Here is a 19,557-nt window from a genome sequence, read left to right on the forward strand (position 1 = left end):
AATGGTATCACGGACTTCTATCTCAGAATATTTTAAGTTATTATGTGCTGCTTTTGGCGTAGTGGGATTCCCTATTAAAAGTGCTTGATTTGCATATTCTTCAGGAAGTTGATCTAAAAGGGAGAGTACTTGAATAGAAGGGGCTATAGAAATAGGATATTTTTCAATGAGATATTGATCTTTTTCCGTGTTGTAAAAGGCTCCAAATGGAAGATGGGCTAAAAATCCATCAGGAATAAAAGTGAGTGTCTCTCCAGAATCATTAGAAGGAAAATAAAGTTCTAGCGGAGCAATAAGAAGATCATACCAAGAAGCTAGCTTTTCCTTAAAGAGCTCTTCAGGCTGCTTTGTTCCTTTTATTAAACGTTTAGTTTCTTTTTGATATGGAAATGCCTCAAAAATGAGATCTAACTTTGCAAATGCCTTCTTTGGAATAGGTAAAGAAATCCCTTGGGGAATTTTTCCTTTAGAAGAAACAATCCAAGCTTGAATAGCTTCCTCCCGAGTATTTAATTGGAGAAGAGAATACATCACAAAAGTCGTAGAAAGCGTTTCTGCAAGCTTTTGGATCTCTTCAATGGAAAGAGCACTAAAAGAAGGATTTTGACTCTCTTTTAAGGAAAGTTTTTGAGATAAAAGAGAAAAAAGGGCACGAGACCGCCTTGTATCAGAAATTTCTAATGCCGCAGTATTTCTGCCCTGCAATAGCAGCACACATTCTAGGCCTATATAAGGCTTTGATAACTCTTCAAATAAAGTGATTTGAAATTGAGCTTCTTTTACACTATGTTGAAAAAAACTATAAATATTAATACTTTTGCGAAACCATTCTTCTGCTTGAGAATACTTTCCTAACCCCCAGAAAGCAACTCCCAAATTACCATAAGCCCTCCCTTCTGCATCTTTATCTTTATCTTTACACTCAAGAATAATCTTTAAATACTTTTCATAATAATCGATAGCTTTATGGTAATCTCCTAAACTCTGATAGGCATTTCCCAAATTGCAGTAAGCACTCCCTTCTCCTACTCGATCTTTTAGCTCTTGTGCAATCTTTAAAAAAATTTCTTGATGACTCATGGCTTTACGGGTTTCTCCTAGCCTCTGGTAGGTATTTCCCAAATTGCAGTAAGCACTCCCTTTTCCCGCTCGATCTTTTAGCTCGTGTACAATCTTTAAATGCTTTTTATGATAACTGATGGCTTTATGAGTTTCTTTTAAACTACTATAGGCATTTCCTAAATTGTCATAAGCCTTCCCCTCTCCTGCTAGATCTTCTAGCTTCTGTGCAATCTTTAAATGCTTTTCATAATAACTGATGGCTTGACGGTAGTCTCCTAACTTCTGGTAAGTATTTCCCAAATTGCTATAAGCATCCCCTTCTCCCACTTGATCTTTTAGCTCTTCTGCAACCTCTAAATGCTTTTCATAATAACTGATGGCTTGACGGTAGTCTCCTAACCTCCGGTAGACATTTCCCAAATTACCATAAGCCCTCCCTTCTTCCACTTGATCTTTTAGATCTTCTGCAACCTCTAAATGCTTTTCATAATAACTGATGGCTTGACGGTAGTCTCCTAACCTCCGGTAGACATTTCCCAAATTACCATAAGCCCTCCCTTCTTCCACTTGATCTTTTAGATCTTCTGCAACCTTTAAACGCTTTTCATAATAATCGATGGCTTTATGGTAATCTCCTAACCTTTGGTGGGCATCTCCCAATTTGTAATAAACGGTCCCTCCTCCTACTCGATCTTTTGGATATTGTACAACCTTTAAATGCTTTTCATAATAATCGATGGCTTTATGGTAATCTCCTAACCTCTGGTAGGCATTTCCCAAATTACCATAAGCCCTCCCTTCTCCCTCTTGATCTTTTAGCTCTTCTGCAACCTTTAAATGCTTCTCATGATAATCGATAGCTTTATGGTAATCTCCTAACCTCTGGTAGGTATTTCCCAATTTACTATAAGTTTTTCCCTCCCTCTTTTTGTCTTTAAACCTTAGATCAATCTCTAGACCCTTTTTATAATACTCGACTGCTTCAAGGTAGTTGCCTAAGTTATCATATGCATCTCCCAAATTACCATAAATTTCCCCCTCTCTCTTTTGGCCTTTAAGCTCTAGATCAATCTCCACATCCTTTTTATAGTACTCAATTGCCTTAGGATAGTTGCCTAAGTTATAATACGCATTTCCTAGTATGCCATAAACTTTTGAATTTCCTTCAGAAGAGCCATTTTGTAATTGAAGAGCATCTTCTTCTGAAATGAGCTTAAAAATATTTTTTTCCTTAATCAGATAAGATTTAGTTTGAACTTCTTGCTCAAATTGGTTGATATTCCCTTCATAAATTCTTCCTTTCTTTAGCTCTTGTTGCAAAGCTCCTTGGATTTTTGCAATAGCCTCTGGATGTGGATTTACAGAAGAATAAAGTCGAATTTTACAATCTGTTGAATGACAGGGATTTAGAGAAATTTTAATCAACCCTGCAGTTGTTAATAATTTTTGAGAAATTTCCATCGTTTATAATCCTTATATTTTTATAAATGACAATAAAATAAAAAATTATATTAATTCAAGTTATTGATTCATTTAACTAATCCTGACAGGAAAAAAGCTCCCCACTCTTTGATATTATCTCGGTTCTCTTTCATTCCCACTAATATTGCTTCTCTTAGAGCTCTAACTTTACTCACTTGCTGAACCTTCTCCTTGAGTAGATGTGTATAAAATGTCTCTACCATTTTGATAGTCACCCCTGAATCAAGCACCGGCCAGTAACTTGCGATTGTTGATCTTATTCCTGCGCCTAAAAAAGACCAAATCGGTCCAATGCTTCCTTCTCGCTTAAGATTCCCTCTTCCTAAATGGCATGAACTCATAAAAACAAGCTCAGCATCGAGTGTCATTAAAGCAATTTCTTGAGATCGAAGATCTCCAGAAGGGTGAGATTCATCAGGTGTAAGTTTAAAAAGCCCTTTAAACACTGAGTACGGGTCAGGATTTTCGCCAGGATTTTCATCTATAACACCATGACAAGCAATATGAATCCACTTTGCATCAGGAGATTGTTTAAGCAAGTTGTTTGCAGTTGCCTTTTCTTTTATAAAAATTTGGTCAGGAGTTGTTCCCATAACAGACGCAATTGCATTAATTTCTGACTCTGTATTCTTCAATTGATTATTGGCTTTATTTAGCGTTGTAGGATTACCCATTAAAAGCATTTCATCAGAAGATTCTAGGATAAGCTGATCAAGAAGGGATAGAATTCCTATAGAGGGAGCTATTGAAATCGGGTATTTTTCGATGAGATATTGATCTTTTTTCACATCATAGAAGGCTCCAAATGGAAGATGAGCTAAAAATCCATCAGGAATAAAAGTGAGTGTTTCTTCAGAGTCTTCATGAGGAAGATAACTCTCTAGATGAGCAATTAAGGCATTATACCAAAAAGAGAGATTTTCCTTAAAAAGTTGATTAGGAGATTTTTCAATACCAGGTTTATTAATTCTTGTGGGTCGCTTTATTTCTTTTTTATAAGGAAATTCTTTAAAAAATTGCTCAGGTTGCAAGCATACATCCTGTGGCATAGGAAGAGAAATGAATTGAGGCGATTGCTTTTGAGCAGAAATTATCCATACATGAATTGAATTTCCCTCTTTATTTGGAAGATTAAGAGAGTAAACAATAAAAGTAGTCTTAAACTTCAGAGCAAGCTGCTGCATTTTTTGAAATGTAAAAGGAGCAATCCTATCAGGAACTTGAGGATTTTCTAAAGGAAGCTTTCTAGAGATCAGAGAAGAGAGGGCTCGGTATCGCCTAGCATCTGAAACTTCTAGAGCCTTTTGAGCCTTTTGAATATCATCCTTTGATAATAAGGTCATTTCTAGCCCTAAATAAAGGTCTGAAAATTGTTCAAATAAAGTTACTTGCCACTGACTTTCTTTGGCCTCATTCTGGAGATCAATCGCGATTTCAATCCCTTTACAAAAAAACTCTTCAGCTTCATCGTATTTACCTAAAGAATAGTATGCTCCCCCTAGGTTGTTATAAGTTGTTCGCGCTCCTACGCGGTCTTGCAGCTTAAGGACAATTTCCAAATCTTTTTCATGCCATTCAATAGATTCTTCATATTGCTTTAATCCATGACATGCCGCTCCCAAATTACAATAAGCTCTTCCTTCAGCTTCAAGATCTTTCAGCTCAAGGGCGATCTCTAACCCCTCTAAGGTATAATCAATTGCTAACGCATAATTTCCTGAAGAGAGGTAAGTATTCCCTAAATTGCTATAGGCTTTTTCTGTCTCCACTTTATTATTATTATTTTTAACTATAGTTAAGTGTTCTTCATGATTATGAATAGATTTCTCAAATTCTTTTAAAGAGCAATAAGCACTGCCTAGATTACAATAAATAGATGCCTCTTCTGCTTGATTATTCAGACCTTGAGCAATTTTTAACTGCTTTTCATAAGATTCAACTGCTTTATGATATTCCCCTAAAGCTTGATAAACGTTCCCTAAGTTGCCATAGGCTTTTATCTGTTGCGAGGGATTATTCAGTAATGTAGAGATCTCTAAATGCTTAAGGTGAGATGCAACTGCCTCTTGGTATCTTCCTAAAATGTCATAAGCATTTCCCAAATTACCATAAGCTCTGGCTTCTGCAGCCTCATTTTTAAATGTTTGAGCAATAGCAAGATCCTTTTTGTAGTAATCAATTGCTTTTGCTTTTTTATCTTGTCCTAAGGAGAGATGAGCATTTCCTAAATTAGCATAAATACTCCCTTTTGATGATTCATCATGCAGCTCATTAGCAATCCTCAAATCTTCTGTGTGATACTCGATCGCTTTATCATTTTTCCCTAAACGATGATATACAGTCCCCAAGCTACTATACGTTTTTCCTATTTCTGCCTGATCCTTAAGATTAATAAAAACCTTTAAACTCTTTTCATAAAACTCAATTGCTTGTTTGTAGTCTTTTAAAGAAGAATAAGCATCACCTAGGCCTCTATATGCATATCCTATTCCTGATTGATTTTTAAGAGCCTGAGCAAATATTAAAGCTGACTTATAAAACCTAACCGCTTTAGGACTTTCTCCTAAAGAATTGTAATTATCTCCTAAGTTATTATAGACCATTCCTTCTGTAAATCGGTCTTTAAATTCAAGAGCAATGGCTAAATCTTTCTCACAAAACTCAATGGCTTTATGGTAATTTTCTAAATCATTATAAATAGCCCCTAAATTACAATAAGCTCTCCCTTTCGCAGTGCGGTCATTAAGAGTAATAGCTATGTGTAAATCCTTCTCATGATATTTAATGGCTTCAGAGTAATTATTTAAATTACGATAAATACCTCCTAAATTACAATAAGCTCTTCCTTCCTCAATATGGTCATTAAGAACAATAGCTATTTCTAAATCCTTCTTATGACATTCAATAGCCTTAGCATACTGGCTTAGTGATTGATAATGTATCCCCATTTTACGATAGTCTTCTATTTCTCCCATTTTTAACTGAATCGCATCTTCTCTTGAAATAAGCTCAAAAAAATCTCCTTTTCGTAAGAGATAGGGTTTTATTTGAATATCTTTAAATATTTTAGTAGTAAGACCTTGATAATTTTTTCCCTTAATCTCTTCATCAAAGATTGTCTGCACTTTTGCCACAATTTCTGGTGTTTGATAAGAAAAAATATAAAGCCGAATTTTAGAACAAGTAGAAGTTGATGATGTAAAATAGATTTTTGAAAGCCCGGCTTGTGTTAAAACGTTTGGCATGATTTTAATGAATAATTTTTAATAGATTTGTTCTTAATAATTTCCAATACACTTAAAATGAAGTAACAAAGCCTTTTTCAAAGAAGGCTTTGTTAATAAATAGACTCTTTTTATATGAGTCTTTTTTATCTATCCAGATGGTTAAAGAGAAGATTTAATTTTTTCCCATTCATCTTGTTCGTCTTGATCAAGTTGCGCAAGGATTTCTTCTACAAGCTGAGCCTTCATTTCTTCAACTTCTTTGTTAAGTTCAGCTTCTTCTATTTGAGCCTCTTTTAGCTCTTCCCTTGCTAGTTCTACTTCACGGTCTCTTTCTTCTTGTTCTGCATCTGTTAACACATCGCGGGTATCCTGGATAAATTGTTCTGTTTGATTAATATATGCTTCAAGTGATTCATATTTTACTATTAACTCAGCAAGGGCATCAGGTGCTACCTTTTTTTGGCGAATAACAGCATCATTTTCCATATAAGGGGTATTGTCTGCATTAAGATGCTCATCTACTATGGTCCCGAGAGAGTTAAAATATAACCTAACATTATGAATATATTCTTTTATCAGCAACCGTGTTGCATGGTATTTATCGCATTCCTTTCCATATTCAAGAAGTTTTTCTCTTGATAGGGTTTTTCCCATTTTTTGAATTAGAGAGGCTCTCAGGCTACTATCTTTAAGCTTAGCAAGTGTTAAAAACCCTTCTACAGCTTCAAATTTAACGGCATCTTCTACATCTGGATTTCGAATTAAGTCCATATAGGTAGCAGCTAGCCCTAAAGTATATTCTTTACCATTCTCTTGAAAACGGGCTCGGATGGGATTTATTACCTGATTAAAATCATTCGCTGTTCGAATGGCAGTTGCCATCCAACGTAATTCATGAACTTCAATATACCACTTACTGGATAAATCCATCTTCATTTTTTCAATAAATTCCCTTATAGCAACTGTTGTATCTATAAAAGAAGAAATTTCCGTATTAGCTACAAAACTAGCTACCGTAGTTGCTGTATTACCTACAACACTTGCTACTGTAGTTACCGTATTGGCTGCGATACTAACTACTGTAGATCCATAACGACTCAGCAAGCTTTGAGAAATTTGTAAAACTTTTATTGCTTGACGAGAGCACTCATATTCAAAGCGAATTGAAGGGTATGCCTGTGGAATGCATTCAAGGTTTACCACAGCCTTATCAAATAAATCTTGCTTTGTACTCTTAGATACTGTGTCATTGGTAAAAAAAGAACGATACCAAACAAGTTCAAGAAAGATGCGATAAGTTTTTGAAAGAGATGCATGAACATCGTACCGACTTTCAAAATTTTTCCAAGTTACTTTATCATTGATTGAAGTAACAATTTGAGTCAGAATTGTCCCGGTCAAAGGCCTTAACTGAACTTCTGCAGTCACAAGCTTAAGTCCCTCAAGATAGAGATCTTCTAATCCTTTTTGCGTCCCAATAGAGTCGCTACTTTCTTCCCAAAGTTTGCAAACAGCATTGACTTTTTGTGTGAGTCTATCAGCAATAGGAGCAAATGGTTGCCTCGTGATTTGTCCTGATGTATTTGTTGTAGCACTAGTGGAATCTAACATAAATCTCCTTTCATGGTTATATTTTTATCGATTCTTCAAATACCATCCATTTTTTTATATTTTTTGAAAAGAAAATTGTAAAGTATCATCTCAAAGTGAAAAATGTAAATATTTTTCCCCTATGAAAAAGTAAAGATCCCTCAGTAAAAAGGAATGCCGTTATGACAAGATTTCTCGCTTAGATTGCTCTATGAATTTAGAACCTTAATTTTTTTTAAGAATAAAAAGAGCTGTATTTTTACTATAGGATTCTATCCTATTCTATCGAATTTTTTTTTACTCAATATGAAGATATCAATTTTTTTTAGCAGATTTTGCTATTTTGAATATATTTTTAATAAAATTTTACATCTCATTCTAATGGATGAATTAAATTCTTAAAATTGTGATTATTTTCTATGAATTCACGAATATATCTATATGTTATTTTCTCCTCAGTCCCCTCTATTTGATCAAGATTACCATTTTTTTCTAAATCAGAATGGTCTTGAAAAGACATTAAATAATTAATGTATTCTTTAATGAATAACCGTGTTGATGCATAGCGATCTTGTTTTGTTTGTACTTTGATATTTTTAAGGTCAAATACATTTGACTTGGTCAGCTGAATGAGTTCTAAAAGCCCTTTTGCAGCTGCAATTTTAACGGTATCTTCTGTATATTGATTTTGAATCAAATCGATATAAATCGCGGCTAATCCTAAAGTGTATTGATACCCCTTACTTTGGAAATAATGAAGCTCAGGCAAGAGGATTTGTTCAAAATCATTGGATGATTGAATCAATGTAGCATTCCACCGCAGACTATGAACTTCAAGGGACCACTCACTTACCTGGTTCATTTCCCTCTTTTCCATCATGTTTTTTATACTACTTGTAAGATCAGAAAAAGAAGTGGAAGTTAGCCTTTCCCACAAACTAATAGGTGGCTGAAAATGCGCAAGATTAGGACTCTTAGAAACAGGAAAGGTTTTAATCGCTTGAATAGCGCACTCATATTCAAAATGGATAAAAGAATAGCTGCAAGGCATTTCTTTAAGAATAAGACCAATGTGATTTAATAAATTCTTTTTGGTTTCTATTGATAATGTATTATGTGTATCAAAAGATCTGTACCATATAAGCTCAAGAAAAATACGATAAACCTTCGAAAGAGCATAATGAATACCATAGTAGTTTTGAATGCCTTTCCAATCAATATCACGGGTTAATGTGATGATAACTTGCGTTAAAACCATATTTGTTAAGGGTCTTGATTGAACTTCTGCTCTAACAAGCTTAAGCCCTTCTTGATAAAGATTTTCTAAGCTATTTTGCATAGAATATACATGATGGTTTTGTTGCCAAAATTGACAAAGATTCTTAACCCTCTGAGTAAGCTGATCAGCAATAAGAAGAGGTGATCTATCAAGGGTAGAAGTTGATATTCCTTGCATATGATAATGTGAAACTGACATAGGCCTCCTTATAAATTTAAATTTAAAAAAATGTTTTTTTTGCTTTAATGTCATCCATATTCTCAATTTTTCAAGAAAGATCTGAGCAGTATTACTTAAAAAAATTATTGCTATATTCTAGATAGGTAAAATATGAAAATAGAGAGAGGGTATTGGAATTTAAGCTTTGAATGCTTCTAACAGGCTCTAATACTGAGTCTTTGAGGTATCTTGAATAAAATCCAATATTAGTTTTTTTTCTCAAATAAATCAAATCAAAACACATTTTTTGACTGGGACAGAAAAAAATATATCTTTTATGAATGTGTTACATAATTCTTTGGAAAAAAGATATATGCAGCACTTACCGGCTATTATTTTTTTAATAAAAAAGCCTTATCTAATCAGTATCAAAGTAGTATAGATAAACTTATACCCATAAAACTTTAAAAGAGGCCTAATTAGGCAATCCCGATAAGAAAAAAGCTCCCCATTGCCGTGGATTATTACGCTCAGCCTGCATTGCCATAAGTACGGCTTTCTGTAGCGCCCTTGCTTTATTAAGCTTAGGAGCGCCCTCCCCTAAATAATGCTCGTAAAATGTCTTCACCATTTTGATAGTCATCTCCCCTTCAGGAAGCGCCCAGTAGCTAGCTATTATCGATCTGGCTCCTGCTCCTAAAAAAGACCAAATGGGGCCAATACTTCCCTCTTGCTTCAGATTCCCACGCCCCATTTGAGATGCACTCATGAAGACAAGATCTGTTTTCAGATTAAGTAAGGCAACATCTTTTGCATGAAGTTCCCCCATCGGATATTCTTCATCGTCTGCTAATTTAAAGGCTCCTTCAAAGACAGAATAAGGATCATTTAGCGGCTTTTGATGAGCAACGCCGTGGCATGCAATATGAATCCATTTAGCATCTGGGGCTTTTTCTAATATATTTCTTACAGTTGCTTTCCCTTGGATCAACACATCTTCTTGAGGAATCTTAAGAAGTGGCGCAATAGCATTATATACCTCATCTTCTTCTGTATAACTCAAGTTAACCTTACGGTTTTTTCCTACTAATAATGCACTATTAGAGGATGGATAGGGACGCTTTTCTAAAAGAGAAAGCACTCGAATGGACGGAACAATTGAAATAGGATATTTTTCAATGAGATATTGATCTTCTTTTTCATTGTAAAATGCTCCAAAAGGAAGATGCGTCAAAAAACCATCTGGAATGATTGTTAAAGTTTCTTCAGAATTTAATGAAGGAAGATAATTTGTTAAAGGGGCTATAAAAAGCTGATACCAATCAGCAAGTTTTTCTTTAAAGAGTTGATGCGGTTGCTTTTCACCCTTCAGTGGCCGTTTAGTATGTACTTCATAAGGAAAACTCTTGAAAATTTCATCTAAATTTTGAAATTCATCTTTCACTGCAGAAAGAGTCACAGCAACAGGAGATGAATATGTAGGAGATATAATCCATACTTGAATCAGTTGATTAATATCTACAAGAGAGTACACGATAAATATCGTATGAAGCTTCTTAGCGAGTTCTTGTATTTGCTGAACATTTAAAGGCTCTAAAGGAAGATCTTCATTTTTTTCTAAAGGTTTTTTTTGTGATATAAGGGAAATCAATGCACGAGATCTTCTCGCATCAGAAATTTCTAACGCTTCCTTATCCTTATTTTGCATGAGTAAAAGTAACTCTAAGGATAAGTATTGTTTTGATTGCTCTTCAAAAGCAGTTATTTGCCACTGAAATTCTTTGATGTTTTTCTGTAGAATAGCCCCGATTTTAATGCCTTTACGAAGATATTCTTCTGCTAGGTCATATGTTCCTAAAGATCCGTAGATATTTCCAAGATTTCCATAAGCAATTCCCTCATCTAAAAGATTATTGAGTTTTTGAGCAATTATTAATGATTTTTTATAATATTCTATGGCTTTAGAGTGCTTTGATAAAGAGCCATAAATGTTTCCCAGATTCCCATAAGCTTTTCCTTCTGCTACTGAGTCTTTAAACTTGAGTGCACATTCTAATGCTTTTTCATGGTAATCTATAGCTTCTGAATATTTTCCTAAAGACTCATAAGCATTTCCTAAGTTGCCATAAATTCTTCCTTCTCCTATATGGTCATTAAGATTTAAAGTAATCTCTAATGCTTTTTTGTAATAATCTATTGCTTTTAAGCATTGTCCTAAAGATGCATAAGCAGTACCTAAATTACTATAAGCTCTCCCCTCTCCTATACAATTTTTAAGTTCCAGAGCAATCTCTAAGTCTTTTTGTTGATATTTTATTGCCTTATAACTCTCACCTAAAAAATCATAGGCATTTCCCAAATTGCAATAAGCTCTACCTTCTCCTATCTTGTCTTGAAGCTCTAAAGCAATTTTTAAATCCTTCTCATGATAATCAATTGCTTTACGAGCCTCTCCTAAATCAGTATAAGCATTTCCCAAATTGCAATAAGCTTTTCCTTCTTCTACACGATCTTTAAACCCTAGAGCAATCGTTAAACGTTTATTATAATGCTCAATTGCCTTATGAATATCCCCTAAAGAATGATAAACAACGCCCAAATTCCCATGAGCTGTTCCCTCTCCTCTACGATCGTTTAGCTTTTGAGTTATCTCTAATGCTTTTTCATAACACTCTGCAGCCTTAGAATGCTCTTGTAAAAAATTATAAGTTCTACCCAAATTCTCATACGCTCTTTCTTCTGCTAAATCGTCTTTAAGTTCCTGAGCAATTTTTAATGCTTTCTCATGGTAATCAATTGCTTTTAAACCATCTCCCAAAGAGCGGTAAACATTTCCCAAATTACCGTAAATTCTCCCTTCTTCTTTACAACTATTCAATTTTTGAGCAAGCTTCAAAGCCTTTTTATAGCACTCTATTGCTTTACTATATTCGCCTAAATAGTAATAAGTATTACCTAAATTATTATAAGCCCTTATTTCTTCTTTATTATCATTAAATTTGTGAACAATCTCTAATGCTGTCTGATGAGACTCTAAAGCACTCTGGTAATTGCCTAAAGAACGATAAATATTTCCTAAATTACCAAAGATTCTACATTCTTCTTTATTATCTTTAAGGTTTTGAGCTATTTGCAATGCTTGCTTATAACAATCTAGTGCTTCTAAACGGTTTCTTAATGAATTATAAATTTTACCTAAATTATTATAAGTCTGCATTTTTTCAATATTATTATTAGATTCACTAGCAATCGCAATATGCTTTTGATAGCATTTCAATGCCTCTTCGTATGCTCCTAAAGAATCATAGGCATTTCCCAAACTAATATAAGCTTTTTCTTCTCCTACTCGATCTTCTAATTGTATAACAATTGCCAGCTCTTTTTCATAATAATTAACTGATTGATTATAATCTCTTAATGAATAATAGGCATTTCCTAGCTTTCTATATATTATGCCTTTTTTTATAAAATCTTTACGCCCTAAGGCAGTTTTTAATCCTTTATTATAATAATCAATGGCTAGATGATCATTTCCTAAATGATGATAATCATCCCCTAAACTAATATAAGCTTTTTCCTCTTCTGTAACATCTTTACGAGATTGGGCAGCGAGTAATATTTTCTCATGATATTCTATTGCTTGATTATATTCTTTTAATAAAGAATAAGAATTACCTAATTGGTAGAAAACGCTCAATACTCCTAAAAATTTTTCGTTCTCTTGAGTCACTTCCAAACATTTTTTATATAATTCTATCGCTTTAGAATGGTGATCTAAGGAAAAGTGAATATCTCCTAAACTGTTATAAATTTTCCCCTCTTCTAAACTATTTTTAAGCTCCTTAGCAGCTTTTAATGCTTCTCCATAGTTTTTTAATGATTCATCATGATTTTTTAAAGCGTTATACATCATCCCCAGAAGACCGTAAAACTTCATTACTTCTGTGGTAAGCTTCAGCTCTTGGGCCATCTCTAAGGCCTTTTTATAGCACTGCAATGCATCGTCATAATTTTTTAAGAGACGGTAAGTATTTCCTAGATAATTCAAAATTTGACGCACATCAATAGATGTTTTTTTCTCAGCTAATGCTTCAAACTCTAGAGCCTTGATAAAACATGGAAGAGCTTTAAAGTAAAGCTTTTCCATGTAGAAAAATACTCCTAACCTATAGTAAGTTTGAGTTTTTTCAGTGTAATTGAGCAGCAATTCAAAAGATCCTATTTCTAGTAGCTCTGCATAGTGATTACGGTAGATTGCAATTTTTTCTTTGTCGTATTTTTCATGACTTGCTAAATTACTCAATTGCTCTACTAATTCATCTTTTATGAAAAAACAGAGTTCTTTTTGTCTTTGAATTGAGAGCTCATCGTATATATAGTTTTTTAATAAAGAATCAACTTTATAATAATTAGAGGTTGTAGAGGAAGAAGCATCTTTTGTTAATAAAGAATATTCTGTAAGATAATTCCAAGAGTTTTGAAATTTTGAAATATCATTTTCAGAGTTGGAACGGCAGAATAATTTTTGCAATAAATCTTCAGTAATCACTTCTCCTCTTAAAACAGAAATCCATTCAAGAAGGGTTTGAGTGAATGTTTGAGGATATTTTTTCCCAAGATGGTTAATCGATTGCTTCCATAATAAAATTCGTAAAGCATCATAATTTTTTAAAGAACTCTTAAGATTTTTTTGCGAATATAATTGAGTCTTAATTTGTTTTAAGTTCTCTAAAAGAGTTGCAATAGAGTTATTTGGATGATCATTGGATATCGCCTGCGCAGCAAGATCAAGGGCCAAAGGAATATTTTCTAATTCATTAGCAAGTTCTTGAAGAACCGTTTTTTCTTTTTCAATTTGAGTAGAAGAAAAATTTAAAATTTGTTGAAGGTATAAAAGTGATTCTTCTAAAGAAAATGCTTTTATTTGAAGGGAGGGATAATTTTGAAGATAGGGTAGAGCCGTTGTAACTAAAAAAGAGATATGATCACTTTCAGGAAAATACTGCATGGCAGCTTTAAATATATCTTCCTGTTCAATCCCATCCATAATGAAAAGAACATTAAAAGGATAATTTTTAAGTTTTAAATGCAGTTGCTTAAGTCTTTCCCTCTTATCTGATCCTAAAATCCCCCATTCTTTTGCAAGGCCATCCAAATGCTCTTCTATGATTTCCTTTTCTTTAGCATCAACCCAATAAATGATATTATATTGATCTGTATATGTATTTGCGTACTGTAAAGCCAGAGTGCTTTTTCCACACCCTCTTAATCCTGTAATGATAATTTTTTGCGATAAAGAAGAAGATTCCAAAGTGTCTTTAAAAAAAAATCTCTTCAACAAACTAAGTTCTTCCGTTCTTCCAGTAAAACACTTCAGTGGATCTATATTTTTAAATCTTTGAGAAAGATTAGAGTATTTTTTGTATTGTTGAATTCCTTCACATACGAAATCATTCACTTCTTTGTTATTGAGATCTCCTCCCTGTAATTCAGTCTGTAATAACTCAAACACCGTACAAGTTCGTTGCTTTAAGGCGACTACAACTTCCTCTGAGATCAATGTAAGGGAATTTGTATTTTTTAAAAGGTAGGGCTTGGTAAGAATGTCCTGATCTATCTTACCAAGATCACCTCTAAAGATTCTCCCTTTTTTTGATTCTTGATACAGTGCTCCCTGCACCTTTTTTAAAATTTCTGATGATTGGTCTTTAAAAGAATATACCCTTACTTTATGACTAGGAAGATCGATAGGAGGCAGGTGGACTTTAATTAATCCAGATGTTGTTAATATTTTTGTAAAAATTTCCATGAATAGGCTCCTATGATTGCAGAGATAGATACAATATGAAAGAAGAAATCCTATTTTATCAAGATTTTTTGTAACTATCCAGATGCCTACTATACACACACATTTGTGTGTAGAGAGAAGGGGATCTAGTTTTCAAAAAATCTAAAGAATTAGTCAAGCTAGAACCTACTAAAAGATAGCATTTTTTTAACTATATCCAAAACATTTGCAACAACAACTTATTTTTTAAAGTTCTAATTTTGAAAGAAATCTAATAAAGATCAAGGCGTTTTGATGAATAAAACTTGATATATTATGAAATAATTAATAATGTTTTGACGGGTGTATCTTGAGTTAAATCGCTGGATTTTTAACCGATTTTATAGCTCAAAACATGATGAAAAATATTTTTATTTAAAATTCTAATTTAATCCGAGCTGGAAATATATGAAGAATTTAATTTTTTGAACAAAATAAATGATTTTCTGTACCCCAATGTCCTCTTATCAATCTAGCAAATTCTCTTGTACTAGCTATATAACTTGAAAAGCAGCCTCTTGTTTTGCAGCTCTTTTTTCTTTGGATTTCTCTTTCACATTTTGCTTCAATAACACTTTTTAGCCCAGGCCACCACTCTTGCATAGGGACCCCTGAGAGTACATTACACACATGAATCCATCTCTGTTCACTTCTGCCATGCCCTTTTTCTATGGGGGTCACATAGTTAGTAAAATAGGAAGCTTCTTTATTGCTTGATGAACCTGAGCAAAAAAATCTTTTGTGGCTTCATACAAGTAATGCTGATTTGCTTTAAGACTGATCAAATAATCTGCTTTATGCTGAAGAATTTTCTCCATATGTGAAGTTCTAGCAAATAAAGCATCTGTAGAAATATCTGCTGATTGATAGGAAACATTTTTTTGTCCAAGAATAAGCCGATTTTTCGCTGCAAAAAATTCTACAATATGGGCCGAGTTTCCATTTTGAAGAAGAGCCTTTAAGCCGCTTTCCATCTACAATTAAGAGTTTATTTTTTACCTCCCCCCCTGGAATATGACAGGCCCACTGTTTCAGTATTTGTTATAATACAGTAGGACGAATACGGGATAGAGCCCACCATAAAGTATTGTAAGAAGGAATGGAAAATCGCTCTTGAATCAGCTCTTTGATCCAATCAATGCGGTACTCTAGCAACATATTAATGTCTGCCAAAGTATTTGCATTAGCTAGATAAGCAAATGCGATATAGAATGTCAAAAATCAAAAAGGATATACGGTTTTAGAAGATTTCCTAAGGTTATTCACAGCTGAAAAGGTCTCTTTAATCGCAGCTGCAAGCTTTTGCTCATCGGGGGGTCTAAAAGCTTAATATAACGCCAGTTTCGGATTACCCAATCTAATTTACCCATACATTCCTAAGAGTAGGTTTTTTCTTACTCACAGAATAAGCTATTAATCCTCCCAAAAGATTAATGAAAAAATTTACCTTGCTCCGATGCCGATGATGATCAATATGATATTTAGTCTTAAACAGAGCAAACACGGATTCAATCAGAGCTCTTTTTTTCAAAAGGCACTTATTAAAGGTATCCATAAGAATGTTTTTCATATTAGAGCGAATCCTTGTAAGCAACTGTAAACCCTCTTCAATCAACAAGTTAAAGAGCTTACTTGATATATATCCTCTATCTCCCACAAGCTTACCTTTTAAATTTTTACATAGCGGCTGTACTTGAGATAGGTCACTGACATTACCTTGGGTCAAGCTCCATGTGATAATTTCTCCCTTATGGTTAACAATAACGTGAAGTTTTAATCCAACAAACCACCCTGTAGAAGTTTTTCCTTTTGCAGCCACATCTTTGAAAAGCTTATGTGATGAAGATCTGCATATATGGCATACGCTTAAAGGTGTGGAATCTATAAAAGCAATCCCCTTGGAGGATCCTTGAAGGATTTTTTGAAAAACATATAAGGGAACAGTAACCTGCTTTACAAGAGAGATAAATCTGGAATAGCTCACAAGTTTTGGAAAAAAATGTCTCCATGTTGTGACATGATCTAGATAATAGTCCTTAAAAGTCCATGATTTAAAGATTTGAAAGAAGATGATAATTGTCATGATCTCACTTAAGGCCATAGAGGATTTTCTTGTTTTCCACCATCTCGATGAAGATGTGGGACCTTCTAGAAGTTTTTTTTCCCAGATAGGCTCAAACATTTTACAAAAATTATCAACGTGATAGAATAAAGTAATTAATTCGAGTTCTTTCATTTTTCAACCTTCTTGTTTATTGTTTTTCTCGATAAAAAAAAAATTAACATTTAGAAGGTTGATTTTCAATAGCTTTTAAAAATAAAAAATATTTTTTGGTTAATGTGAAACTGGCGTTAATATAATCAAGGTCCTTAGTAATTCTACCTACCATTTATGTTCTCCTATTTTGGAGAATAATGAAAATACAAGTCTCTTTTTTTACATATTTGAAATTTAAAATACTAATATTTTTTGTTCATCAAGATGTCATGAATAAAGATCCTGAGGAGTCATCTATATTTTTTATGATCTATTTATTTAAAACTTTCAAAAAAATAGATGTGTTGAGTAGGATGTTTTCAAAATTAAAACAGGAGAATGTTATGTCTATAGTAAATTCACCAGTCAATGACTGCATGATCAATTTTTCAAAATCTTTCAAAAAATTCAAAGAAATTGAAGGAAATTCTCATGCACAAATGGAAGCAGATATCAAGAAGCTTTATCACTCCTTAATCTCCTGTAAACATTTATTAAATTTCAAAAATCCTCATCACTTACCTATCGCTCTTAAGTTAACTGAAATTTTAACTTCGGAAGAATTACAAGATAATGATCTCCTTAAAGAGCTAATCAGTAAAACGGCACTTATTGCTTGGGAATTAGTTGTCTTCAAATTCATTAAAGAAGACAGACACATCTATGAAAAAACATACAACCAAGTGTCTCAATCAATCGAAATCAGTTTATCGACCCTTCCTACTAAAGAATTTCAAACAAAATTTTATTTACAATGTTTAAGAGCCTTATTAGAAATTCCTGAGCGAGGATTGGGAACTCGCATAACAGAAGCAAAGCAGGTCTTAGTTCCTCTTGCTGTAGCAGGCCTACAAATTGCTCTAGCAGGGGGATCTCCCCTAGCTGCATTACCAGCTTTGTCATCTCCTATAGTTGAAATTGTTAAAATTGTTAGTCGAAAGATTAGATTACAATGGTACCAATCTATTTGGGATTTAAATTGGTCATTTTCTGGAAATCAGGTAAAGGATTTAAACAAACTTAAGGAATTTGCTTTAGCTGTAAATGCTTATAAAACTTGCAATAAGAAATTATTTTATATAGCAGATCTTTACTTTAATATTATTCAAAACACTCAAATTCAGGACCACATCCGTCAAAAAATATTTAAAAGCAGTTATATCACCCCAGATTTCATTACACTTACAACACAATACGAGCTCATAATAAGCAAAAAAAATATATCAAAAGATAAGTATTGGCAAACTCGGCTTGTTGCTATTAAACGCCTTATAGAGTTATCAAAATCAGAACTTTTTGCACAAGAAGCGTTTACACAAATATTTTCAATTTTGCAAACTGAAACAAATGGCATCATTCTTCAATATTTAGTCGATGAAATCAACAATCTAAATTTAGATAATCAAACAATAAAAACTATTGTAAAATCTGTTGAATTAATATCTATGGATCATCTCATTAAAAAACTTGAATCAGAAAAAAATAAAATTCTTAGCCAAGTATCAACAACAAATCAAACTCTAACCGAAGAAGTAAAAGGTTTGATTGGAATGTTAGAACGCAGCTTAATAAATCTTAAAGATATTCAAAGCAAAAAAATTCAACAAAAAAATAGGGGGACAGGGGTAAATGAGTCTTCACTTCTCTCACCCAATGAAACTCCTTCTGAAGATCCTAATAACAATATCAAACAACAAGAGCAGCTTTTAAGCTCCATGCAAAATTTTCAAGAGGCTTTGCCTACTATGAATTCAGATACTATCATAAATACTATGAATAATGGTGTTGTAGAACTCTTCAAGGATGTAGCACAAAAAAACCTCATCGAAAAAGATCTTCTTACAAATCATATGCAAAATTTAGAAACATTAAAAAATATTTATCTGAGTATAGAAGCTTATAACACCCTTAATGAAAATATAACTACGCTTATAAATAGTTCTATTGCAACATAATCATTGATTTGGAAATGGTAAATGGCAAGCAACGTACCCGATAAATATAGGAATTATGATTTTCAACTGCCATCTATTATAACTTCAGAAGCTCAAGCAGATAGCCATCTTCCTGCAGGAAACGATGGCTTTTCTAGCATAAATGCAGATCCTGATGATAGTCAAGATATTAGCCAGCTGCATGAACATATGAAGACTAAGAAATTTGTAGTGTGTAAGATCATGACTTATCATCAAGGAAGCACTAAGCCTAACGGCACTGCATTCATGATTAGTCCTAATTTACTCATGACTAACCATCATGTACTTCGTAATAAAGAAATAGCGCAAAATAGCTATGCGATTTTTGAAATATTTTCTGAAGATCTTTCTGTTAAAAAAAGTAACCGCATGCATGATTATGTCCCCCTTTTTCCTGAGATAGAGGAAGGGGGCTATTTTTTTTCAGGGGCCCCAGAAAATGCCCGTGAGTCTTTTATTTATAATAAAGAAAATCTTGATTATTCTATTGTTGCTTTTAAACCTAGTGTAAATACAACTAGAATTGCACAACATTTTTTTTCTTTGATTGATTCTAATACCACTGAAGAACAGCAACTAAAAAAAAATATGAATGTTGCTATTCTCCATTTTCCCGAAATCCCCTGTGGAAAAAACATGCTAAGTGGATTACTAAAAATAGCTACAGGAAAGATCATAGAACTGCCCAATTCTGAAAT

The organism is Rhabdochlamydiaceae symbiont of Dictyostelium giganteum, assembly GCF_964291045.1.
Lineage (GTDB): Bacteria > Chlamydiota > Chlamydiia > Chlamydiales > Rhabdochlamydiaceae > PALSA-1444.